Raw genomic sequence first — 23,007 nt, 5'->3', positions numbered from 1 at the left:
GTTTTGCACTGATCATAAAACTCAATCGTTGTTCTTACTGAGACTCTGCTGAAACAAGCCAGGCGAATTCAATCATGAACATCGAGTTCTTCTATAAATAGTAAAAACATCACACGGAGTGGACATGGAGATTAGGTATCCTCGGGATTGATGGATTATATTGATACCACAGAGTGACCTGGCTTTGCTCCGCTATATTTTCCATGTCAGGTCAACTATCATATCTCAACACCGACATTGATCAGTATTCATAATCAAGATAGGTTGCATATTTTGGATTTGAACATCTGCCTGCAGTGAGGCTATTCTTTCCGATTACCGCACCAACATACAACATAATTATCCACAGATTGTGAGTTACTAATCGCGGATACTGATACCACAGATACAGATAATCACGATTCCCTATGGCAATGGGCAGAGACTCGCGGTAAGTATCGCTACTGTATCTGTTTCATTGCGAGCACCATGGACAACACCACGATCATTGTAAACAACTCCAGGTGCATCAACAACAATCTCTTTCGTATCCTGTGTAACAACCACTGTCCCTTCGAGAATATGAAACACATTTGTACTCTTTTCATGCTCATGTGGCTCCACGGTTGCGTCTGTCCGAGTGCAAATGCTTTGAGTAGGATATCATCAGAGACACTCAGTTCTACGGTCTCAACATCACCGACGGCTGGATCAAGCGATGCAACTGCTTCAGTGTATAAATCACCTATTGACATTATGACTACGAGATATAGATACTGATAGAGTATAAGATCGCCGACGTATGTATGATACGGTATGTATTGTTTGTACCAGAAATCAAGACGAGTAGCCTGAAGCGGGTCACTCGATATTGTAGCTATGATCCGGTCAACTCCTCGGCTACGACAGTTGCATTGAGTAATGTTGGGTCAATCGCTAGGTCCGTCTGTCCGCGAGCAAATTCAGGTAACGAATCGGAAGTATACGTGACGACTCGTACTGCAGGATTTTGCTCCTTTGCGACCGGGATAGCCGATGCATCATCCATCGTTGTAAGAACCAGTGTGTCAGCAGTCGCAAGTCCCGCTGCCTCAAGAGAATCATGCGTTACCATTTCATCAATTTCAGTAATTTCAACTCCACAATCCGTTAGCTCCGCTGCAAGGTTATTTTCGTCCGGTCCAGCTACCAGAAACATCTGTGATTCATCGTGATCCATGTCAATTGTCTAATTATATTATCTTATATCCAGCGTGGTCACAACAGCAATTCTTTCCGCGTATGCGACATCTGATTATAATCGTGCTCGCACTCAACTCTGGGTATTGATTGTACGATTGTTGTATATGAAATGTACAGACTCAGTTACGTGCATGTAAACACTATTGACTCAATCAATATGTATTATCCAGTTTTATTTCTTGATTGGTGTCGATACGACAGGATTATGTACACATATTCTCAACCGGATTCTTATCAGTTAGTCTGTGATATGGAACTATCTAATCAGCTCTATAATAACTCTGTTACTATACGCTCATAGTATGACGCTTATTCATATTCAATTGTCGCTGGGGGCTTGTGTGTTACATCATAGACGACTCGGGCAACGTCATCATTTTCGCCAGTGATCCGTGATTGAATCCGTTGGAGAACTTCCCATGGAAGTTCCTGTGCTCGGGCGGTCATCCCATCACGAGACTCCACAGCGCGCACTGAAACAATCCACCCGTGGACGCGATTATCACCTTTTACTCCGGTTGCTTTTCCGACAACCGCAGCGAATGCTTGCCACGGATCGAACTCAGCAGTTTCTGATTCAACGATATGGCATGCCTCACGTGCGACGGTGACCTTTTCAGGAGTTACTTCGCCGATGACACGAATTGCAAGCCCTGGTCCAGGGAATGGCATTCGTTCAGAAACAAGTTCATCAAGATCTAATTCACGAGCGACTTCGCGGACTTCGTCTTTATAGAGTTCACGGACTGGTTCGACAATCCCTTCGAAATCAACGACGTCTGGCAATCCACCGACGTTATGATGTGATTTGATATTCCCTTCTGACTCGATACGATCAGGGTAAATCGTCCCTTGAACAAGATAATCAGCATCCGCATCATGCGCTTCTCGTTCAAACTCGCGAATAAATTGTTCACCGATAACATGTCGTTTCTCTTCTGGGTCGGTAACTCCAGTGAGTGATTCAAAAAACCGATCTTGTGCATCAACAACACGAAGTGAGTCCATGTACGCGAAGGTGTCTTTCACCTGCTCTGTTTCCCCTTTCCGCATTAGCCCTGTATCAACGTAGACGGGCGTGAGCTGGTCGCCAATCGCCCTGTATGCGAGTGCGGCTGATACTGATGAATCAACACCGCCAGAAAGCGCAATGACAGCATTATCCTCACCAACAGTCGCATCAATTTCTGCAACAGCCTCATCAATAAATTGAGATACCTCGACCATCAGATTTGCACCTCCTCACTCGTGGATACGGTAAGTGAACGAGCATCGAGTGTCGAATCAAGTGACTTTAAGAAACTCACAAATGGTGGACTAGCACGGTCAGGTCGTGATCGGAATTCAGGATGGAACTGTGTTCCAAGGAAAAATGGATGATCACATCGCTCAAGAATTTCCATTCGGTTATTTGCTTGCCCTGAGAATGAAAGTGCACCTGCTTCTAACTCATCAATGTACTCAGGATTGACCTCATACCGATGTCGATGTCGCTCTGTGCAAACAGTGCCATCGTAAACTGTTGCTGCAAGTGTATTCGGAGCGATATTCGTCTCATGTGCACCTAATCGCATCGTCCCGCCCATTGTCTCAACATCGTATTGTTCAGGAAGAATATCAATCACTGGATGTGGTGTTTCAGGCTGTAACTCTGCGGAGTGTGCTTCAGTAAATCCAAGCACATTCTTTGCATGCTCAACGACTGCCATCTGAAATCCTAAGCAAAGTCCCAAGAACGGCACATTATGCTCTCGACAGTACTCAATTGCTTTGAGTTTGCCCGCAATCCCACGAGATCCAAAGCCGCCAGGAACAACAACACCATCTGCCTCGCGAAGACGGTCCTCGTGATGATCAAGCATCTCATCCGAATCAACCCACTGAACGGTTACTTCGGTCTGTGTTTCGATACCGGCGTGCTTCAATGCCTCATGGACGGACATGTATGCGTCTTCAAGATCATATTTCCCGACGAGTGCAATATCAGCACTGCTCGTTCGTTCACGTGTAACAAGCTCGCGCCACGTGTTATTTCGTTCTGTGGGTTTTATTGCTTCTTCATCGAGATCAAGCTGCTCCATCACGTGCTGGTCAAGCCCTTCTTCTTGAACCACGAGCGGCACATGATAAATGTCATCAACATCAGGGTTCGAAAATACCGCCGTCGTTGGAACATCGCAGAATAATGCAATTTTCTCTTTTGTTGCTAGTTCAAGTTCATCTGAACAACGTCCAACCAGCACGTCAGGTTGGAGACCGATTGAGCGGAGTTCTTTTACCGAGTGTTGTGTTGGCTTTGTCTTTTGTTCTCCATTCTTTGAGTATGGGACGAGCGTAACATGAGTGAACAGAATATCATCACTTGCTTCCTCATGTGCGAATTGGCGAAGCGCCTCAAGATACGGCATTCCCTCAATATCACCGACAGTTCCGCCAACCTCAACAATACACACATCGGTCCCCGCTGCTGCTTCTCGAATCCGTCGTTTAATATCATCTGTGATGTGTGGGATAATCTGAACCGTCTCCCCGAGATAATCACCTGATCGTTCCTTCTCAATGACATGCTGATAGGATTTTCCGGTCGTGACATTGTGATCGGAGGTCATGTCCTCACCGAGGAATCGCTCGTAATTTCCCAAATCGAGATCGACTTCGCCACCGTCTTTCAGCACATACACCTCACCATGTTGATATGGGTTCATTGTCCCCGCATCAACATTGAGATACGGGTCAATCTTCACCGCAGTAACGTCAAATCCGGCATTTGAAAGCAATCGTCCAGTGCTCGCGGCTGTGATTCCTTTGCCCAATCCGGACATTACTCCGCCAGTCACAAAAATAAATTTTCGACCCAGTGAGGGGTCGTACTCGGTCTCGGGTTCCTTCGGCATAGTGTGTGTGTGCGAGGGTAGTTCAAAACCGTTTCGGAGCAATCAACTCTATGGTAAATGACTACACATATATGTTATTTAACAAGAACAGGAATATTCGAGATAATTTACATAACCAATTAAAAAAGTCTCATATTGATACGCTTATTTTGCATTTGAGGGCGACCATACATGCCGATTGTCATGTCGTCGATAGATTTTTATTCATCAGAGTAGTATTGTACATAAGAAACACTACTATGGCTACAAAGTGTGAATCAAACGTTCGTCGAATGGCTGGTATCGTTGTTCTCACAGGACTCGTTGGTGGATGGTTTATTAGCAACTGGATCTATCTATTAACTGTCTTTGCCGGTATTAATCTACTACAAAGTAGTTTCACAAATATCTGCCCTGCAGAATCGATTCTTTCTCGACTCGGGTTTAGCTGCTGATCAGCTGCTGAGATTATCCAGTGTTTTTCATCCCCGCTGCAATTCCTTTCACCGTAAGTCGAAGCGTTCTCTCCTCTTCATCAGTTCGATGTGTCTGCTCCAGTAGATGTGTCTGAAGCAGATTCAATGGATCAACATATGGGTTCCGTCGCTGGAGACTCTGATCAAGCCACTCACGCTCAAGTAATGAGTCTCGATCAGCGACTTCACGTACAAGTTCACGTGATTGCTCACACTCCGCGCGGAGATGTGGGAAGAACTCTTCTCGAAGTTCAGGATCCGCCAGTGATGCGTAATGTTCTGCTATGTCCAAATCAGTCCGTGCAAGCGCAAGCGTAGCGTTATCAAGCGTTGTTCTGAAGAATGGCCACTCATTATACATCGATTTGAGCGTTGTAATATCCCCACCGTTGTCGAGATATGATTGAATCCCGCCACCAAGTGCATACCACCCAGTGATGATACACCGAGACTGCGTCCAAGAGAATACCCATGGGATTGCACGTAGATCCTCAACGGTTCGTTCACCTGACCGCGAAGCTGGTCGTGACCCAAGATTCAAATTCTCAATAACACTGATTGGCGTTGCCTGTCCGAAATATGTAATAAATCCATCAGTGTTCAAGAGATCATAATACTGCTTTCGAGCAGCCGAAGCCATCTCTTCCATTGCATCAATCCACGCACTTGGAACATTCTCTGTCGGCTCACGAATAGCGTTATGACGAGCACGTACCTGTGCATTCAACATTTGTTCAAGATTACGTTCAGCAATACGTGGATTTGCATATTTCTCCGCAATAGCTTCTCCTTGCTCTGTGAATTTGATCTGGCCTGTAACTGTCTCATTGGGCAGCGCTAGCATTGCTTCATTCATTGGTCCACCACCACGTGAAATTGACCCACCTCGACCATGGAACAGCCGCATTGTCACATCAAAGTCCTCACAAATCTGTGCGAGTCGACGTTGATTTTTATACAAATCCCAGTTTGCGGCAAGGAACCCATTCTCCTTGTTTGAATCAGAGTACCCAAGCATGATCTCTTGAACCTGATCGCGTGCGCTTAATGCAGCCGCATACGCCTCGTTCTCAAAGAGTGTTCCCATAATCTCGCGGGCACCATTCAGTGCAGACTCTGTCTCTAACAGTGGAACAATGTCAAGCCCACAGTGATCTGGGAGTGACACAACACCAGCCTGATCAGCTAAGAAAAGAACCTCAAGAACATGACTCGGATGTTCAGTCATTGAGATACAATATGTATCGATTGCACCAACACCGAATTCTCGCTGCCACTCACCAAGCATTGAGAACCGTCTAAGTACACGTTCGGCGGTATCAGAAACGTCTCCAGGGTTCTCAAGATCAACGACTGGTTCTGTTTGGAGAATTGCTTCTGTTAATACTTGAATCCGCTCTGTTTCATCACAGCTATCATAATCGACTCCAGACGCCGTGAGCACTTCGTCGACGGCTTCAGTATGATTTTTTTGATGATCGCGAAGGTCAAGACTTGCAAGCGTAAATCCGAATGTGTCTACCTGTCTCATCAGTGGCTCGACGTACTCGTCCGCTACGACCTCGCCTCCATTCGCCCGAAGACTGTAATCAATAACCTCAAGATCTGTGAGAAACTCTTCTGGGTCGGTATATCCGTTCGGACGGACATCATCAATCCGCCGAAGTTGCTCACGCATCAGTTTCAATTTCTGTCGATATGGCTCACCAGGATATCGCTCTTCAGTTTCTGCTGTGACGCCTGGGATCTGTTCAGAGTCATTTTTTAATGATCGTTTGAGTTGTGCACTGACATCTACGCGGTCAGCATCCTGGCTTAGGACACCGGATAGTTCCTTAAGTGCCTGACTATATTTCTCTAAGACAACACTCCGCTGACGCTCAAGCGTATCTGTTGTGACCTCCGGTGTAACAAATGGATTTCCGTCACGGTCAGATCCAGCCCATGAGCGAAATTCAAATAATTTTGGGACGCTAACGCTAGGATATTCTGATCCAATGATATCTTCGAGTTCAGCGTACACCTCACCAACGACATCAAATAAAATAGATTCAAGATACCACTGTACATTTCGCGCCTCATCCTGTGGCTCCGGACGCCGTCCGCGAACCTGCGATGTCTGCCAAAGGCTTGTGATCTCAGCATCAACCTTCCGCCAGATCTGATTATGTTCCCGGTCAGTAACCTGTTGTTCATCAAGTTCTTCGAGTTTATTCGCAATTGAGCGAAGTTTTGCCTTGACCGTTTTTCGTCGGGCTTCCGTTGGATGTGCGGTAAACGTTGGCTCAATGAGCACTTCATCAAGAATGCGCTGGACAGTCTCGGCGTCAGCATCAGCATCTACCAGCGATTCGACAGTTGCAATGAGCCCATCATCGAGATTTTTTGTTTGTGCACCTTCGCGAACAACGCGAGCCCGCTCGCGCTCCTCGGCGAGATTTACGAGCTCAAAATATGTAGTGAATGCTCTTGCAACAGTGCTCTCTCGTTCAGGATCAAGTCCATCCAATAATTCATCAAGTCGATTCCGAGTTGCTAATTTATCACTTCGATAATCGATTGCTGCCGTGCGAATATCTTCAACAGTTTCGAAAGCTGCATCAGAGGTTTGATCAGCTAAGACATCACCAAGAAGCGCACCCAACTCCTGAATATCTTGTTTGACCCCCCTGTTGTGTAACTCCATACCACTGATATATTGTGGACCGAGTAAAAATCCCAGTATCTCCTTTATTCGTTTTTAGAAACGATCACGATTATTATATTGAAACCTAGCAATCGGTCGTTTCGTTACGCTTTTTACCAGTGGAGCGAAGTTCAAATTATGAGTGAGCGTGATAAATATCCGGCAGATTCTGGTCGTCGCCGATTTGTCAAGGGCGTTGTCGGTGGAGCGGCGCTCGCTGGCGTTGGCGCGACAGGTGCTGCTGCAGTTAATTCTGCAACAACATCACCGGGTGCCGGGGGAGGCACAACGCAGGCATACGCAATCGAAAATACCGGTGGTCCAGCACCTCGTGGAATGCCTCAAATTCCAGTCGAAGTCGATTCTGAGGGATTTTTAAAAGGTGTGTGGCCCGAAGTCAAAACCGAAAAGCAAGGAGGTATCAACATCCAAATTGCTGAGACTAAGGACTTCAAGGGATCTGGTGTGACGTACTCAACAGAGTGGTTCCAATATTGTGGTGTCGAGTCGTATGCTGGTATCAACCCACAGTATGACTCTGATAATTACTTTCGTGTTGGTTCAAATCCCGGGTACGATTGGTTAAATGAAGATTACTCTGAGGGTGATAAACTTCATGTTGATGATTTCTCTGACCATCAGACATGGTCTAATGGCATTGGTAGTGCTGGACTCGGAAAACCGGCAACTGGTCGATGGCGCTCTGAGGATGCTGATAACGTCATTCCGATTCAGGTAATCAAATCTGAAGAGATACAACAAGCCACTGATCAAGACCCATGGCTTGAGGCGTCAACTGAGGAGGGATTCGTTGCTTGGCTCAACAAATGTACACACTTCTGCTGTGTTCCACAGTATAAAAACGAAGGGTCAGCGAAATTCGGTGCTGAAGACGATGTTTACTGTCAGTGTCATCAGTCTGTCTATGACCCATTCAGCATTGTTCAAACACTGTTTGTCGCACGACCTCGACCACAAGAATAGACCGATATCATCGTTGATGAAGTTTATTGACCACGCTCATATTGTTGACCGTCGTTTATAATTACTTTATTGACGTTTTGATATTCTGATTTCTAAAGCCAATCGCTCCGATATATAGTATATTTTCGCCCTTAGCCACCGGTCACCGGCGGGAATAATGCAAGCTCATCACCATCTATCAGCTGATTATCACGTTTCGCATCAGATCCGTTCTGAAACAGATTTATTTCGGTTGCAAGTCCAGTCTCTGTATCAGCAAGAACGCGATCAGCTAGTGTAGGTTTATTTTCAAGCAGTCTATCAAGTGCGTCCCCAACTGTAGCACTTGCAGCTATCTCAATAGACGCCTCACGTGTGCCCGCAATCTCGGCGAGGTCAGCAAATAACCGCCACGTGATTGAAATGGTGCTCATATTGGTATCATCTTGGGTGGTGCTGGACTCGTCCGACTCTTTGTTCGATTCTGCTGTAGGCATGTGATATCATAATTTTATTTCCGAAGTGTTTACGACTTATTGGTCATTTCACGCTATGTTAGCACTTTTTTTCAGGATACAATCAACAGTACAAATTGACTCATCAAGGATTGTTGTATTTCTGTATCTCCTACTAATCCTGATTAGATCAAAATCTACGATATTTTAATGACTAAAACGGGTGGATGCATTGAGATTGGAATGACACTATACCACAGTGGGTGCATTCATTCCCGACCGGGGTCAAACACCGCGACATCAATGTCAATCGTATGAATCTGCTCAAACGTTGGTGGCGAAATAAATCGGGATGCGACTGAGCGGTCGCCACTTGATCCAAGCATAACGAGATTATAGCTATCAGCATTTGCAGACATAAACTGCTCTATTGAGGATCGTGCAACGCGTGTCTCAATATCCACATCAACGTCCACAGTCTCGACCAACTGATCAAGTCGTGTCTCAGCATCGCGGCGCTCAGATTCACGCGAAATACATGTTGTCACCGATACCATTCCCTCACGACCAGCAAGTCGTGTTGCAAAGTCAATCATTCCATGTGCGGTATCGCCGTCCCGAACAACAAACACCAGTATCCGTTGCCAACTGTTCACTGTAGTCTCTGATCGGAACGCTATCGCATCGATTGGTCGTTTAAATACACCCTGGACATATGGCGACAAATTGCCATTTTCCTCCTCATATGGCATTACAACGAGGTCACAGTTAGCAGTTTCAGCGGTCTGTGATGTTGCTGATACTGGGTCACCAGTTGCAACGACTGTATCACAGGGAATACCGACTTGTGTTTCAATTGTCGTCACATATTGCTCCAGACGATCAACCGCTTCGACTGTATTTATTGTCTCTTTCTGTTCGGCTTGGGTATTGGTATCCGTATTATTTTCATTAGCGTTGATATTCTTCCCAATAGATGCTTGAGGATTTCGTTTAGCCATGATACCCGATTTGACACCATCTTCACCTGCTGTGTTTGATTGAACAGTGTTGGATGATGATTCGATGTCCTCATCAGGCGTTTGACCTCGTTGATGATTATTCTGCTGTCGGCTTTGATGTTGTATTTCAGCGTTATCAAGCCCTTTTTGTTCGGAATCTGGATCCTCTCCTGAGACAGTGTCTAGGAGGACTACTTTCCCAGTCTCATGTGCAGCGGCAATTTGTGCCCCAAAGAGTGCAGTCTGGTCATTATGATCTCCCCGCATCGGAATGAGTACATGATCATCGGCTTGGACAGTTTCATACAGATACTGCGCACGTTGTTCATAGAATTCATCCCGCCAAATCACGAAGACTACTGCAATAACTACCGATGCAAGCATGATACTCAGTACATACGTGACTGGTTCGACGTCACCTGTAATGAGTGTCAACAATGCTGTTGAAAACGCTGAGGGTGCTTCAATCCGTGCAAACCATGTAACCACGCCAGTTAGGAAAATAGCCAGTGCAGCACTTCCTGGCTGTACGATTGCCCCATCACCACCGATATAGGACACTTGGGTAATAACCGTTGCAATCAGTCCACAAAGCGCACCTACACTGAGGCTGCTGATAAACCGTATGGGACTTGCATACCGACCTTCTGGGTCTGAAAATAGTGTATACGTCCCTGCAGCGAGTGGTGGAAATAACAGAAACGAGAGTATTGGTAATTGATTCGAAAGATATGTTACAAACCCAATAAGCACTGGAATTAACAGGACGATCGATATGTGTAACAGATTATCAGTATACTGAAGCCATCGACGAAGAGCGCTCACCTCGTGGTGCCAAAACCGTTGAGTGCGAGTATACACTGTTATCAGCTGCTTACGTGCACTCTTAACGAGGTAAACAATTGAGGTCATAGCGAGATAGTTGAGCGGGGATTCACGCTTATGTTATTTCTGCGCTTATTTCTGATAGCTCTTGTCAATATTGACAACAGCTTCAAGTGTGATCTCAATCGCTCGCTCAACGTTATTCTGAGCCTTCATCGGAAGCTCTGTCTCAGAATCAGCACCTTTCTGTGTCCCAGTAACAAGGTTCCCATCGACAGTACAAATTGCTCCTGCTGAAAGTCCCTGTCGACGTGCTACTGTAAAGACCGTTGCCGCTTCCATTTCAACGGCAAGAAGGTTCGCTTCTTGCCAAGCCGAAACATATTCATCCGTCTCATTGTAGAATGCATCATCAGTGACAATTGGTCCAATATGAACAGGAATAGCATCATCATAATCGTTTGCAGCACCGGTGAGCGCACGCACAGTATCAAAGTCAGGGACTGCTGGAAGGACCGGATCTTCATATCTTTTTGAGGTTCCCTCCTCTTTGGCGGCAGCAGTTGCGACAATCATATCTCCAATTTCGATATCTGACTGTAGCGCTCCGATTGTTCCAACACGGATGACCGTCTCAACACCAACGCGAGCGAGCTCCTCGACAGCAATTGCAGCTGATGGTCCACCAATTCCTGTTGAGCAGATTGTTAATGCGACACCATCGTATGTTGCATTGACAATCGTATATTCACGATTATCAGTGACTGATTCGACATTTTCGCAGTGTCTGGCAATCCGATTGACCCGACCGGGATCTCCAGGAATAAGTGCAATCTTATGAACATCACCAGATTCAATCAAAAGATGTGGTTGTTTCGGCATACACACTGACTCTCGTGTTGTGGTGAAAAACTACGCGGTCACAGCGATTGTTTCCCGCTGTTTCTGTCAGATACACTATTGTATGAATTGACTCAACTCATGCCATCATCTCAGCGCGTGTAACCGCACTCATCTACCAGTGATTATATAATTTCGCTGTATTAATACTTGAAGAATGGTCCGTGAAACGTTGTCAGCGATTGAGACGCACACATACCAGAGTGAGGCTACAGGGACAATCCGATATGCAGTTGTCGGACTTGGTTGGTGGGCAACGGAGATGGCGTTACCAGCGCTCGCTGCAGCAAGTAATGCAACGGTGACGACACTTGTTGCTGAGGATGGTATTAATCCTGATACTCAGAAGTTAGCCCGTCAGTATGATGTTGATATTCTTACTACAAGCGAGCGATTTCGTGCTGTCGAGACTAATGTAAGCGGACAATACACTCTTGAGAACTCATCATCACCGCCATCGCCAGAGACTAACTCGGATAGTGAAGCCAATGACAATACAATTGATACTAGTGCATATGATGCTGTGTATATTGCCACACCGAACGCTGCACATTTACCATACGCTAAGATTGCAGCCGCTCAAGAGAAAGCAGTATTATGCGAAAAACCAATTGAGGCAAGTGTTGAGCGCGGAAATCAACTACGAACATGCTGTCAACGAGCGAATGTTCCGTTGATGACTGCCTATCGCGTACAGATGCATCCGCTTGTCAGATATGCTCGGAAGCTGATCGATCAAGGTGACATTGGCGATGTCACACTCGTACAATCACACCATACCCAACCACTACTTGAGATGTCTCCTGATACCAATCAATGGCGATTAGATCCCGCACAGACAGGATATGGGACCTCAATCATGGATCTTGGCGTATACACAGTCAATACAGCTCGATTTCTTCTCAATGCAAATCCAATCACTGTGAGTGCTGTCACAATCGCAGATACTCCAGGGTTTGAGGCTGTCCCTGATGATCGGGCTTCTGCTATTCTCAGCTTTCCAGACGGCGTGCAGTTGATTGCAAATACGACACAGCGCGGTCAACATGGAAGTGGAATAAAAATCATCGGCACTCAGGGGAGTATTGAATTACGTGGCGTATTCCGTGGTCAATGTTCGCTTACCGTTGCTGCGGGTGATATTGAAGGAACGTTCGAGCATACACAGTTCACGCTGCACGATGAAGTTACAGCGGTATTTGAGTACTTTGCTGATTGTCTACTCACAGACACCCCGGTTAGTCCAAACGGTGCTGAAGGGATTGTTGATCTCTCTGTGATGCGTGCGATGTATGCTGATGGTGATGAATCGACCAACCGCATGGTATCATACCCTGAATTTGTGTAACGCTGTGACAATGACTAGAGTAAAATAAAGTAGAGCAAATATAACACAAATCATATATTAACTCCACCGTTCGGTATTACTGGCAAATAAATATCGGGCAGTAGTATCAAACATATATCAATGAAGCCAAACGTGCTTGTTGTCATTGCTGATAGTCTTCGTGCGGAGAGTGTCTCAGCATTTGGGACACGGCGTGAGACAACACCGTTTCTTTCAGACTTTACCGCTGAAGTGACGACATATACACAAGCACGAAGTCATAGCAATTGGACACTACCAAGTCATGCAAGTCTGTTCACTGGGTCGCCTGCTGTGGCTGCACAATTCGATATCGATACACAACTTGAACCGCATCAGACAATCTTTGAAGAACTCGCCGCTGATGGGTACCAGACCTCACTTTTCACCGATAATCCATTTCTGATTGATCATCAAACTGGACTTGATAACTGCTTTCAAGCGGCTGTTGGCTCCCCAGACACGTTCGATATGAGCTATGAGACAAACGGCTCTCTTGGCGACTGGCCTAATGGTTTCTGGTATGCCGATCAATTACTGTCCTGGAGTGCTGATCAAACAACTCCATGGGCTGCATGTCTCAATTTGATGGATACACACCGTCCATATGAACCTCAGCCGGCATATGATGTATGGAGTGATGAGCGCATTCGCCAAATCCAAGCGAAAATGGGATTCAAATGGCACTGGGAGTTTCTCAGTGGAAATGTTTCATTAGGATTTGCTAAACTTCTCGAGACAATCTATTGTGGCGCAATCCGACAGGTAGATGCAATTTTCAAACAACTCGTTGAAACGCTCCGTGAGCGCGGAACACTCGATAACACACTCGTTATCATCACAAGCGATCACGGAGAGGCATTCGGTGCAGAAACAGCACTCTCAAACGAGCCGCCCGCTGTTAGTCATCGAATTGGAACACACGAGTTGCTGTATCATGTTCCGTTATTTGTCCGAATGCCAAGAACAACCACCAGCACGGCGACAACTACCGAATCAAACGGTAAGACTGTGATTTCAGACCTTGCCGAGTTGGCTGGGATCCCGCGACTGATCCGATCGACTGTCGCAGGTGATACGAATCCACGACATGCCGTATGTGCCGAAAATGGGACAACAACGGCGACTCAACTGCCAATTCCTGATGGTATGAAACGCGAGGCAAATCGAATCTGTGACACAGCGACTCCGTACACAAAACGTGCAGACATTATTTACTCCCAGCGTGACGACGGAACAATCTTGAAACGAGCGCGATGGGGAGAAGATGCGTATGAGAGCTTGATAACAGGACATTTCGAGCAAGAAGATAGAGGGCACATTGAGATTTCGAGTGTTACTGATGCTGCACCGACTGGTGATGCACCTACTGAGATTTTGATCAGTCCAGTCGATGAGTATGATGAGTTTGCCGAACAGTACTCAAATGAGTTTGCTGAAGATCTTGAAGACCAACTTGAGGCTCTTGGATATCGATAGTATCGCTAGCCAGCCACAGAGAATAATAATAGATTGTGCACTCCTGGACCAAATCCAACAGCTGAGATAATCGTCAAAAGTATATTCGACTGCGCTGGAGCGGTGTCGGCAATATCTGTGAATATCCACACAGCAAAACTCACAATCAACAATTTAACCAGAATAAATAACCACCCAGATCCAATCGCTGCTTCGGTCGGAAGCCCAGAAGCAAACTCGATAATAAGTGCTGACAGTGGTGTTCGCTCTCCAAACCCAAGGAGATCAACACCGATAGCTGTTGAAACGCCATCAAGCGTGTGTCCGAACACGGCAAATGCTCCCATTGGTGCTGTCAATTGTGTCTCTGGAACGATTCGTGTGAGCCCAACCCAGACACCACTAGCAAGAATGACCGATGCACCAATCCCAATGAATGATACGCTCACGCGTAATGACGCTGGTTCAATAAACACGACACCCATGACTGCAATAATTGCTGCAACGACACCCACGACACTCAAAGCCTGAGCGACGTACGTGGACGCAAGTAACATATCAAGAGTAACTAATGTCCCGATAGCGGCGATGGCAACGATGACGTATACAGCTGGTGTTCCAGCAAGTGGTCGTATCGCAGCCGGGAGTGCTTCAAGGACGTATTGAACATGTAGTGCTGCACCAAACACCATCCATGGGGCTAACGCTAATACTCGGGATGATGTGATGGCTGGCTGCTGACGAATGGCAGCATACATGACAACACCGCCAGCGAAAATAATCATTAATATATATTGGACCGCTGGCAATGCGAACCCGTCAGGAAAAATGACCATATCATCGCACTGGGCTATCCGACGACAAAACGGTATCGAAGCCTCGTATTGTGAACTATCCCACTCTGCTCGCTGGGGGTGGGGCTGGGCTTCCTGCTTTGACGACGCGCTTTGCAGAGACAGGTGTCTCCACAGGCGTTGATTCGGAGTGTCCCACTCCTAGTCTCGTTGGTCGACGGGGAAGTTCCGTAGGACAGCGCACGCTCTGTGTCGCGGTTAAATCCTGTCGGTGTCCATCAACTTCGCATGGAGTGAGCCACTACATCCGGGGCGACGAGCGAGTCGAAGTTGACAGATTGGAACGCCCATCTTAGCCGCTCGTCCGGCGCCCGACGATGTAAGTGTTTGCGTGAGATATAAAATTGACGACAGAGGGTCCAAGATAGACGTGACGGCGCTGTATCCCTACTCTATTGCGTTGTGTTCTTGTCCGCTGGCGCGACCTGTGGTACTCGTTGAGGGTGTAGGGGCTCAGCGTCTATATCAAATTAAATGCGTGTATCGGGTCAAGGCTGCCCTCAGTCGGATATATCGCGGCGCTTCACAGCGGGAGACACGGAATTCCTGGCTATTGGCGGGATGTTTAGTGCGCGTTCACGACTCACTTCAGTTCAGTATATACCCTGACATGGATTCCCGGGCGGTTTTTGATTGTTGGGGTGTAGGTTATTGTTATGAATGCTACAGACTTGGCGCCGCGGATTGACCACACTATTCTCGGACCAACAACCACGATGAGTGACGTTGTTGATATACTTGAAGAGGCAGCCACGCATGGAATGAACGCCTGCATTCCGCCATGTTATGTTGATGCTGCAAGTGACAATGATCTGCTTAGAGATTCTGATGTGACACTGGTGACTGTTATTGGATTTCCACATGGGCAACACGCGTCAATTGCGAAACGACAGGAGGCTGTGGCTGCATGGCAGGCTGGTGCTGATGAAGTTGATATTGTTCTTAATATTGGTCGGATAAAATCTGGTGCAATCGAATCTTCAACCCATGATATTGCGGAGGTCGTTGCGGCGGTTCCGATTCCTGTCAAAGTAATCATCGAGACAACGCTTCTTAGCACCGATGAGAAACATCGTGCCTGCCAGATCGCTGTCGATGCCGATGCTGATTTTCTGAAAACATCGACTGGATTTACTGATGGTGGTGCGACAACTACGGACGTCGGACTGCTTTCAGATTATCTTCCAGTAAAGGCAAGCGGAGGAATTGGTTCATATGAAACAGCAAGATCGATGCTTGATGCCGGTGCTGAGCGAATCGGTGCCTCAGCAGGTGTGAAAATTCTTGATGAGGCACCTGAGAATTAAACTACATTAATTTTATGTTGATATTGGTCCATTTTACTGAGCAGGTCTCCATCATGTCAGTTCCACACTTACTGGAGCGAGACGAACTCGATTCGGTCTGCAGAAACTGTCATCAATGACCTTCCTCGGTAAACGTAGAGCAAATAGTCACCAATAGCACGCACTCGGCGATTACTAACCCACGTACCACAGGAGTCTAGATGAAATATTCCACAACCTCAGGTCGTCTGAGTACTTCACCCGCTATCATCACTGACATGTCGTTCTTTGACCAAACGGTCGGCGTCGGGGTCATCTTTCCATTCATTAAGCTCACGAGGGTCAACATGAACGAATGCATCATCGACTGATCGCAGATCTTCGACGGACTCAACCACCGCAGATTCAATATTATGTGCCTCTGTAAGCGTTAGATTTCCCTCAACTTCGATATGAAGACTTACATCTACTTCAGGACCGACATAGTGAGCAATAACATCGTGTGCGCCACGAACGTCCGGATGTCTTAGTGCCTCTTCAAGAATCTCACGTCTGAGTGCCTCCGGAGGAGCGGCTCCGACAAGATAGCTGATATTATCGCGAACAATCTCATACCCGGTATAAAAAATTCCAACTGAGACAACAACAGCAGCAATCGGGTCAAGAACGGGAATCCCGATTGATGATCCAAGTACACCGATGAGGGCTGCCCCGGCAGTGAGAATATCATTTCGATTGTCAAGGGCAACAGCAGTGACCGCAGGCGAGTGTTGTTCATCCCCAACGTGACGACAATATCGATAAAGCACATATTTCACTCCAGCGGTTCCAATAAGCACTACAACAGCGATAATATTCGCCTCAGCATCATATGCCCCTGCTTGGATAGTTTCAGCAGCATTCCATAATACAGCTCCACCGGCAGTAAAAATACCAGCAGCGACAACCAGCGAGACGAACGGCTCGATTCGCTCATGCCCATGTGGATGTTTAAAATCGGGTGGCTGTGTTGTTAGATACAATCCTGTAAGAATAACAAGACTATATGCGCTGTCGGTGAGACTATTAACTGCCTCTGAGCCGACTGCCAGACTACCAGAGACTAGCCATACTCCACTTTTTGCAGCCATCAAGATTAGATTCGCAATGAGAATGACTGCTCCGATCCGTCGAACGACGGTCTGGCGGTCGTCGCTCATTAAAATAAATACTACAGCGATGTGTTAAGATGCTTCGGTCGAAGAAAGTAGAACCGCCTCCCTTGATGTTCTCACCCGTTGAATACGGACAAATCATGAATGCTAGGGTAATAGAAATCGTATGTACATCACTGGTTTATCATGACATGATCATGAAGCGACTTGACTAAGAGCAGTTAGCAGTCAGAAGACAGCAAAGTTATAAATAATCATGAGGATACCTCAGGTGAGTCAAACTGGAGTGTGACTGCGTGGTTTGATCTATTTGCATCAGCATCTTCATCGGGTGCTGATATGCTACCGTCTGCTGATCTATCTATGTTATCTGTCATTCGTTGAGATTCATCAGCAGATGACTGCAGTGAATTGAATGCATCATGAAGCCGATCATACGTATCATCTAGCGCTTCAACAATCACTTTTGTATCATTAATGACAGGCATCATATTTGTATCGCCGCGCCAGCGTGGTACAAGATGTGTGTGTAGATGATCATCAATTGAACCACCTGCAGCATCACCACCAATATTTTCTCCAGTATTGATACCATCCGGGTCAAATGCAGTCTGAATCGCGTTGATGGTTGTCGTCTTTGTGCGTGCGTGATCCAATAATTCGGTATCGGTTAATCCATCCCACGATCCGGTATGCTGATTTGGAATCACCATCACATGACCTGGATTGTATGGATAGTTGTTTAATAACACAAACGTGTGTCGGCTTCGGGCAACAATCCGGCTCTCACGATCACGCGTTGGGTCACGAGCTGGAAGGACGCAGAATGGGCATCCATCAATTGATTCGGTTTCATCACGCTCAACCCATTCAATACGCCAAGGCGCGAACACTTGCTCCATTGATTATGCTGTTATAACCTCGCACCCGTCCTCGGTAATAATGATGGTATGTTCTGCCTGACTGACGAGTTCTCCATCATCTTCTTTTAGCACTGGATATCCATGGAGCACGCCACGCTGCTCCAATCGTTGTACAGCCATTTCTGCACGGGTAGATTCAAGCCATCGTGTGGCGAACGGCAATGTTTTGTATTCGTCTGTCACCTGCTGGAGAACTTGTCTTGCTGCTCGGTTACGGACTGATCGATCATGTTCAAGACTGTAGATCTCTGCATTGGTTCCTTCTGAGACTTTTCCTCGACCAGTTGTTGCAAATGGCTCAATCGCCACAACATCACCAACTTCGAACTCAATTCCGCGTTTAGTGCCGCGGTTTGGAACATTTGGTCCAGTGTGTGCATCCCACTGTGCAACTCCATGACCTGAGAGATTCAACACGGGGGTATAGCCATACCCGCGAATAACATCTTCAATTTCTGTGCCAACAGTACTTGTTTCAACACCTGGTCCAATTATTTCAAGTGCAGCATCGAGTGCCTCCTCAGCAGCCTCAACAAGCGCTGGTGTCCCAGAAAGATCAACTGTCACCGCAGCATCAGCAATATATCCATCAACGTGAACGCCACAGTCGAGACACACAAGCTCATCATCGAATACAGCCTCATCATCAGCACCCGGGGTTGCATGCGATGCCTCCTCATCGACGCTAATGTTTGCCGGGAATGCACATCCGTCTGCAAGTTCTCTGATCCGTGATTCGGCAAATTCAGCGACTTCAAGATGTTTGGTACCTGGTTCAACCTTTGTCGCAGCTTCATCGAGTACCTGGTTCAGTACCCGTCCAGCCTTCCGATATTTCGAGAGTGTCTCCTCTGCGAGCAAGGCACTATCCATACTGTATCATCGAGTGAGTGTTTCAAAGGGGTTCCGGACAGACTGCCCCAAATCCATGTCTATATATCACACAGTATGTATCTTAGTAATCATTTACTTGCTGCATCAATAGGTATCAATTAAGATGACAGTGCCACAGTTTGCAGACACTGTCGAACACAAACGACTTGATGTGACCGCATGGGATGATGTGTACGTTATTGGTGATGTTCATGGCTGTCATGATGAACTCAATCAACTTCTCTCAACGCTTGATATAACTAATAACGATCTTGTTGCTTTCGTCGGTGATCTTGTTCGAAAGGGTCCAGATAACAAGGGGGTGCTTGAACATGTTCGACATGCAGAAAATATGTTTACCATTCGTGGTAATAACGAGGAAAAACTCCTTCGTGGTGAAAAATCGCTTCCAGCATTATCATCAGACGACCTCTCATGGATTGAGTCACGCCCAACCGTGATTTCATGGCAGGACACGCTTATTATCCATGGTGGCGTTGACCCGCGAAAGCCACTTTCTGAACACACCACATACGAATTACAGACTTTTCGATCGCTCTCGTCCGGATACGAACGCCCATTCTGGTGGGAAGAATACACTGGATCAAATCGCGTCTTTTTCGGTCATACACCACTCGCAGAACCTGTTTACCGTGAATGCGCAATTGGACTCGACACCGGATGCGTATATGGAAATCAACTTACTGCATACGATTGGCGACGTGATCGTTTCCATACTGTGACACCAGAGAGAACAGTACAGCATCGAAAAGAATCCAAATGGGTCCACCCTGACCGATCACCTCCTGCTGCAGACTAATACATAATTGAAGATACCAGTGTTAATTCTCATATTTGTCTGATCTGACAAAGAGTAATTACTCTGTATAGCTGGGTGATCAAGTCTCTACGGTTAGAACTAGTCATACAGCACATGGTGAGTTGCCCCCAATGGTGAATAGATGATACATATGATATGTCTGACGCGTATTTAACATATGGTAGCCGTATCTATCAGTATGCAGGGGATTGATTTGACCGAGGGGCTAAATTATGGCGTTCGAATGACGATTTTTGGAATTGTCATCATAACGATTAGCGGCATATCTGCTGCGTCTGGAATTGGAGTTCTTATGAGTACGCTTGGTTACTCTGTCGGTATCAACCTCGGTCTATCACTTAGGGGAATAAACACTACGTTACTCTCTGTGCTCGGTGCCATCCTAACTATTACAGGAATTATCTCTCTTGTTTCGGGTCTGATTGCCCTCGTATACAAACTCATTGTTGATTCCGTCTCAAGAGGGGCTCGAGCAGCGAGCAATACTCAATCACAATCTCGCAGCTCATGATCAAAACTACAATCGGTTAGATTGTATCACCAAAGTCACAACAATCATACATGTATCCACAGTCATCCAGTCTAAATTTGCCCGACGGTCTACGCTTACTCAATGATTAACTCCCGACCTGCTCAGAACTTAACCAGCATAACCCTCGGTCGACGCTGAGATATCATGCACTTAATCAAATCCTCATGTTCTATCGTATGAGGACCCACTGTCCTCAGCCATGAAGAATCGACTCAATCATCTCAGTACATGATTCGCTGACTCAGCCGTTCATAAGACGACGCAGTTGTGCCGGGGGAACAGCCCCTCGTGCAGCGTTGCCCTCGGTTTCATCTACAAATGTGGGCACGCCGGTGATCCCTGCTTTCTGTGCCGCACGAAACCGTTCCTCGAGAGCATCATATCGCTCTTCATCAGCAAGCACTGTCTCGATCCAGTCAGTATCCATTTCAGTATCTATCTCTGAGGCGATGTCAGTGAGTACGGCTGTAGACTCAATATCACGGCTATCTTCCCACAATGCAGTGAATACTGCCGTATCGAAGGCAAGCCATGACTCATAGTCATATGCATCCGTGTCCTGAATGCTTGCAGAAACAAGCTGTGCAGGCATTGAGTCGACGTCTGTTGCTAATTCTTGACACATTTCGGTGGCGTCATATCGATCCTGAAGTTGTCTCACGTTCCGTCTTGCCTGTTCATAATACTCCTCACCTTTCCCGTCTGTAACATCATTATCGATTGATCCATCCGCACGTCGCTGTTGTGCCCGAAGATCGAACGGATGCCATTCAATTTGAAGCGGATCATCACGCTCAGCTTGATATAATTTCAGTGCGCGCCGACCCAAGTAACAGAACGGACATACATAATCGGAATATACGATGATCGACTCAGACATATATAAATAATAATTGACTGTTGCATGAAATCTTTTTTGACATAACTTGCATCGGACTCAGAGAAGAGTAAACACATTCATGCGCTCAATATACAGATAATTAGGATATACCAGAGATACGAAACGGCAATGATTTACGCTCGGTTTGAAAAAAAGATGCACGTTCTATGAGCTACGAGCAGATTACAGCCCCTGAGGCGGGCGAGAGAATAACTATTAGTGATGCAGAAACTGGTAAATTGGACATTCCGGATAATCCAATCATCCCAATTATCCATGGTGATGGAATCGGAACAGACGTCGGACCTGCAGCGCAGCAAGTACTTGAAGCCGCTGCAGAAGCAACTGGTCGCTCAATCGAGTGGCTTCGAGTATACGCTGGTGAGTCCGCTCGCGAGCGATACGGTGAGAATCTCCCGGAGGACACTGTCTCAGCGATCCGCAATCACCGAATTGCAATCAAGGGACCGCTCACGACCCCCGTCGGAGCGGGATTTCGCTCACTGAACGTCGCACTTCGACAGGAACTTGATTTGTATGCGAATGTACGCCCAACATACCATCTCGATGGGGTCCCGTCACCGGTAAAGAATCCGGACGCGATGGATATGGTGACATTCCGAGAAAATACTGAGGATGTGTATGCCGGCATCGAATGGGAAGCTGAGACTGCAGGCGCAGATGAGGTACGAGATTTCCTTGAAAATCAAATGGACTATGATGAAGTGATGCATGATGGTCCAATCGGAATTGGCATTAAGCCTATTACCGAATTTGGGACGAAACGACTGGTTCGTCAGGCAATCGATTACGCGCTTGAAAATGACCGTGATTCTGTCACCCTTGTACATAAAGGTAATATTATGAAGTTTACAGAGGGTGCATTCCGTGACTGGGGATATGAGGTTGCTGAAAACGAATATGACGATGTAACTATCACTGAAGATGAACTATGGGACGAATATGATGGTGAGCAGCCCGCTGATATGCTTCTCGTTAAAGACCGGATTGCGGATAATATGCTTCAGCAGTTACTTACTCGGACCGATCAGTACGATGTCATTGCAACGATGAATCTCAATGGCGATTATATGTCTGATGCTGCTGGCGCACAAATCGGTGGACTCGGGATTGCCCCTGGCGGAAACTTTGGTGATGGGCTTTGTCTTGCCGAACCAGTACACGGCTCGGCACCAAAATACGCAGGTCAAGATAAGGTCAACCCGACCGCTATCATTCTCTCCGGACGTATCATGTTTGAGTATATGGGATGGAAAGATGCTGGCGAACTCATCCGTGATGCTGTTGAAAAAACGATTGTCGATGGTGATGTTACATATGACCTCCATCGCCAGATCGAGGATGGCACGAAGCTTGCGACCTCTGAGTTTGCTGATGCGGTTGTGAAGAAGATCGAGAATCTGGCTTAAATATTCCGTA

20 protein-coding genes and 1 pseudogene are annotated in these 23,007 nt (G+C 46.6%); 8 read left to right on the top strand and 13 right to left on the bottom strand.

Annotation, left to right across the window (positions count from 1 at the left end; translation table 11 throughout):
* Window positions 1-405: 405 nt before the first annotated feature.
* From J07HQW2_RS07625 to J07HQW2_RS07610, 4 genes and pseudogenes are all read right to left on the bottom strand, one after another.
* Window positions 406-734: pseudogene (locus J07HQW2_RS07625) on the bottom strand (cupin domain-containing protein).
* A gap of 122 nt (window positions 735-856) precedes the next feature.
* Window positions 857-1,198, bottom strand: a complete 342-nt coding sequence (locus tag J07HQW2_RS07620; RefSeq protein ID WP_021054857.1) for a DUF7126 family protein — start codon at window positions 1,196-1,198, stop codon at window positions 857-859.
* A gap of 332 nt (window positions 1,199-1,530) precedes the next feature.
* Window positions 1,531-2,448 carry a glutamine-hydrolyzing GMP synthase gene (gene guaA, locus J07HQW2_RS07615; protein WP_021054855.1) on the bottom strand — a complete coding sequence of 306 codons (918 nt, stop codon included), beginning with the start codon at window positions 2,446-2,448 and terminating at the stop codon, window positions 1,531-1,533.
* Window positions 2,448-4,115, bottom strand: coding sequence for a CTP synthase (locus J07HQW2_RS07610; RefSeq protein WP_021054854.1), 1,668 nt, complete (start codon window positions 4,113-4,115; stop codon window positions 2,448-2,450). The genes guaA and J07HQW2_RS07610 overlap by 1 nt, the downstream gene beginning before the upstream one ends.
* A gap of 239 nt (window positions 4,116-4,354) precedes the next feature.
* Between J07HQW2_RS07610 and J07HQW2_RS07605 the strand changes: the two genes are divergently transcribed.
* Entirely contained in the window at window positions 4,355-4,549 is a 195-nt protein-coding gene (locus J07HQW2_RS07605) for a YgaP-like transmembrane domain (protein ID WP_048075192.1), read from the top strand.
* Between the two features lie 13 nt (window positions 4,550-4,562).
* Here the strand turns inward: J07HQW2_RS07605 and ppc are convergent, their stop codons facing one another.
* The gene (gene ppc, locus J07HQW2_RS07600) at window positions 4,563-7,256 is read right to left on the bottom strand and encodes a phosphoenolpyruvate carboxylase (protein WP_021054852.1); all 2,694 of its coding nucleotides are present in this window, start codon (window positions 7,254-7,256) and stop codon (window positions 4,563-4,565) included.
* 138 nt (window positions 7,257-7,394) lie between these two features.
* Here ppc and J07HQW2_RS07595 point away from each other — a divergent pair, with 138 nt between their 5' ends.
* Window positions 7,395-8,240: a Rieske (2Fe-2S) protein gene (locus J07HQW2_RS07595; protein WP_021054851.1), complete on the top strand. Its 846-nt coding sequence runs from the start codon at window positions 7,395-7,397 to the stop codon at window positions 8,238-8,240.
* A gap of 131 nt (window positions 8,241-8,371) precedes the next feature.
* Here J07HQW2_RS07595 and J07HQW2_RS07590 read toward each other — a convergent pair whose 3' ends face one another.
* The 3 genes from J07HQW2_RS07590 to J07HQW2_RS07580 all read right to left on the bottom strand — a co-directional run bounded on the left by J07HQW2_RS07590 (window position 8,372) and on the right by J07HQW2_RS07580 (window position 11,382).
* Window positions 8,372-8,716, bottom strand: a complete 345-nt coding sequence (locus J07HQW2_RS07590) for a ubiquitin-like small modifier protein 1 (RefSeq protein ID WP_021054850.1) — start codon at window positions 8,714-8,716, stop codon at window positions 8,372-8,374.
* Window positions 8,717-8,943: 227 nt separating this feature from the next.
* Window positions 8,944-10,587, bottom strand: coding sequence for an HPP family protein (locus J07HQW2_RS07585; protein WP_021054849.1), 1,644 nt, complete (start codon window positions 10,585-10,587; stop codon window positions 8,944-8,946).
* A gap of 45 nt (window positions 10,588-10,632) precedes the next feature.
* On the bottom strand, window positions 10,633-11,382 hold the full coding sequence (locus tag J07HQW2_RS07580; protein WP_021054848.1) for a nucleoside phosphorylase: 750 nt from the start codon (window positions 11,380-11,382) through the stop codon (window positions 10,633-10,635).
* A 175-nt stretch (window positions 11,383-11,557) separates the two neighbouring features.
* On the opposite strand from J07HQW2_RS07580, the gene J07HQW2_RS07575 reads away from it, so the two are divergent.
* Window positions 11,558-12,748 carry a Gfo/Idh/MocA family protein gene (locus J07HQW2_RS07575; protein ID WP_021054847.1) on the top strand — a complete coding sequence of 397 codons (1,191 nt, stop codon included), beginning with the start codon at window positions 11,558-11,560 and terminating at the stop codon, window positions 12,746-12,748.
* 120 nt (window positions 12,749-12,868) lie between these two features.
* Complete coding sequence (locus J07HQW2_RS07570; RefSeq protein WP_021054846.1) at window positions 12,869-14,245, top strand: sulfatase-like hydrolase/transferase; 1,377 nt, start codon at window positions 12,869-12,871, stop codon at window positions 14,243-14,245.
* Between the two features lie 5 nt (window positions 14,246-14,250).
* Here the strand turns inward: J07HQW2_RS07570 and J07HQW2_RS07565 are convergent, their stop codons facing one another.
* Complete coding sequence (locus tag J07HQW2_RS07565; protein WP_021054845.1) at window positions 14,251-15,060, bottom strand: DUF63 family protein; 810 nt, start codon at window positions 15,058-15,060, stop codon at window positions 14,251-14,253.
* A 674-nt stretch (window positions 15,061-15,734) separates the two neighbouring features.
* Between J07HQW2_RS07565 and deoC the strand changes: the two genes are divergently transcribed.
* Window positions 15,735-16,385, top strand: coding sequence for a deoxyribose-phosphate aldolase (gene deoC, locus J07HQW2_RS07560; protein WP_021054844.1), 651 nt, complete (start codon window positions 15,735-15,737; stop codon window positions 16,383-16,385).
* Window positions 16,386-16,621: 236 nt separating this feature from the next.
* Here the strand turns inward: deoC and J07HQW2_RS07555 are convergent, their stop codons facing one another.
* From J07HQW2_RS07555 to map, 3 genes are all read right to left on the bottom strand, one after another.
* Window positions 16,622-17,563, bottom strand: coding sequence for a cation diffusion facilitator family transporter (locus J07HQW2_RS07555; RefSeq protein WP_021054843.1), 942 nt, complete (start codon window positions 17,561-17,563; stop codon window positions 16,622-16,624).
* A gap of 209 nt (window positions 17,564-17,772) precedes the next feature.
* Window positions 17,773-18,420, bottom strand: coding sequence for an HIT family protein (locus J07HQW2_RS07550; protein WP_021054842.1), 648 nt, complete (start codon window positions 18,418-18,420; stop codon window positions 17,773-17,775).
* 3 nt (window positions 18,421-18,423) lie between these two features.
* Entirely contained in the window at window positions 18,424-19,314 is an 891-nt protein-coding gene (gene map, locus J07HQW2_RS07545; RefSeq protein WP_021054841.1) for a type II methionyl aminopeptidase, read from the bottom strand.
* A 124-nt stretch (window positions 19,315-19,438) separates the two neighbouring features.
* Between map and J07HQW2_RS07540 the strand changes: the two genes are divergently transcribed.
* Together J07HQW2_RS07540 and J07HQW2_RS07535 are read left to right on the top strand one after the other, a co-directional pair.
* The gene (locus tag J07HQW2_RS07540) at window positions 19,439-20,134 is read left to right on the top strand and encodes a metallophosphoesterase family protein (RefSeq protein ID WP_021054840.1); all 696 of its coding nucleotides are present in this window, start codon (window positions 19,439-19,441) and stop codon (window positions 20,132-20,134) included.
* A 199-nt stretch (window positions 20,135-20,333) separates the two neighbouring features.
* Window positions 20,334-20,666 (top strand): hypothetical protein, encoded by a 333-nt coding sequence (locus J07HQW2_RS07535; RefSeq protein ID WP_303704024.1) that lies wholly within the window; start codon window positions 20,334-20,336, stop codon window positions 20,664-20,666.
* 262 nt (window positions 20,667-20,928) lie between these two features.
* On the opposite strand, the gene J07HQW2_RS07530 is transcribed toward J07HQW2_RS07535, so the two are convergent.
* Window positions 20,929-21,567: a DsbA family oxidoreductase gene (locus J07HQW2_RS07530; protein ID WP_021054838.1), complete on the bottom strand. Its 639-nt coding sequence runs from the start codon at window positions 21,565-21,567 to the stop codon at window positions 20,929-20,931.
* Window positions 21,568-21,734: 167 nt separating this feature from the next.
* On the opposite strand from J07HQW2_RS07530, the gene icd reads away from it, so the two are divergent.
* Window positions 21,735-22,997 carry an isocitrate dehydrogenase (NADP(+)) gene (gene icd / locus J07HQW2_RS07525; protein ID WP_021054837.1) on the top strand — a complete coding sequence of 421 codons (1,263 nt, stop codon included), beginning with the start codon at window positions 21,735-21,737 and terminating at the stop codon, window positions 22,995-22,997.
* The last annotated feature ends 10 nt before the right edge of the window (window positions 22,998-23,007 follow it).

The sequence above is a fragment of the Haloquadratum walsbyi J07HQW2 genome, from assembly GCF_000415985.1.
Lineage (GTDB): Archaea > Halobacteriota > Halobacteria > Halobacteriales > Haloferacaceae > Haloquadratum > Haloquadratum walsbyi_B.
This window is presented reverse-complemented; position numbering and strand designations above follow the sequence as displayed.

Excerpts from the sequence above, each read along its gene's own strand:
- J07HQW2_RS07620 (WP_021054857.1), bottom strand. The coding sequence starts at position 1,198 with ATGGATCACGATGAATCACAGATGTTTCTGGTAGCTGGACCGGACGAA.
- guaA (WP_021054855.1), bottom strand. The coding sequence starts at position 2,448 with ATGGTCGAGGTATCTCAATTTATTGATGAGGCTGTTGCAGAAATTGAT.
- J07HQW2_RS07610 (WP_021054854.1), bottom strand. The coding sequence starts at position 4,115 with ATGCCGAAGGAACCCGAGACCGAGTACGACCCCTCACTGGGTCGAAAA.
- J07HQW2_RS07605 (WP_048075192.1), top strand. The coding sequence starts at position 4,355 with ATGGCTACAAAGTGTGAATCAAACGTTCGTCGAATGGCTGGTATCGTT.
- ppc (WP_021054852.1), bottom strand. The coding sequence starts at position 7,256 with ATGGAGTTACACAACAGGGGGGTCAAACAAGATATTCAGGAGTTGGGT.
- J07HQW2_RS07595 (WP_021054851.1), top strand. The coding sequence starts at position 7,395 with ATGAGTGAGCGTGATAAATATCCGGCAGATTCTGGTCGTCGCCGATTT.
- J07HQW2_RS07590 (WP_021054850.1), bottom strand. The coding sequence starts at position 8,716 with ATGCCTACAGCAGAATCGAACAAAGAGTCGGACGAGTCCAGCACCACC.
- J07HQW2_RS07585 (WP_021054849.1), bottom strand. The coding sequence starts at position 10,587 with ATGACCTCAATTGTTTACCTCGTTAAGAGTGCACGTAAGCAGCTGATA.
- J07HQW2_RS07580 (WP_021054848.1), bottom strand. The coding sequence starts at position 11,382 with ATGCCGAAACAACCACATCTTTTGATTGAATCTGGTGATGTTCATAAG.
- J07HQW2_RS07575 (WP_021054847.1), top strand. The coding sequence starts at position 11,558 with ATGGTCCGTGAAACGTTGTCAGCGATTGAGACGCACACATACCAGAGT.
- J07HQW2_RS07570 (WP_021054846.1), top strand. The coding sequence starts at position 12,869 with ATGAAGCCAAACGTGCTTGTTGTCATTGCTGATAGTCTTCGTGCGGAG.
- J07HQW2_RS07565 (WP_021054845.1), bottom strand. The coding sequence starts at position 15,060 with ATGGTCATTTTTCCTGACGGGTTCGCATTGCCAGCGGTCCAATATATA.
- deoC (WP_021054844.1), top strand. The coding sequence starts at position 15,735 with ATGAATGCTACAGACTTGGCGCCGCGGATTGACCACACTATTCTCGGA.
- J07HQW2_RS07555 (WP_021054843.1), bottom strand. The coding sequence starts at position 17,563 with ATGAGCGACGACCGCCAGACCGTCGTTCGACGGATCGGAGCAGTCATT.
- J07HQW2_RS07550 (WP_021054842.1), bottom strand. The coding sequence starts at position 18,420 with ATGGAGCAAGTGTTCGCGCCTTGGCGTATTGAATGGGTTGAGCGTGAT.
- map (WP_021054841.1), bottom strand. The coding sequence starts at position 19,314 with ATGGATAGTGCCTTGCTCGCAGAGGAGACACTCTCGAAATATCGGAAG.
- J07HQW2_RS07540 (WP_021054840.1), top strand. The coding sequence starts at position 19,439 with ATGACAGTGCCACAGTTTGCAGACACTGTCGAACACAAACGACTTGAT.
- J07HQW2_RS07535 (WP_303704024.1), top strand. The coding sequence starts at position 20,334 with ATGCAGGGGATTGATTTGACCGAGGGGCTAAATTATGGCGTTCGAATG.
- J07HQW2_RS07530 (WP_021054838.1), bottom strand. The coding sequence starts at position 21,567 with ATGTCTGAGTCGATCATCGTATATTCCGATTATGTATGTCCGTTCTGT.
- icd (WP_021054837.1), top strand. The coding sequence starts at position 21,735 with ATGAGCTACGAGCAGATTACAGCCCCTGAGGCGGGCGAGAGAATAACT.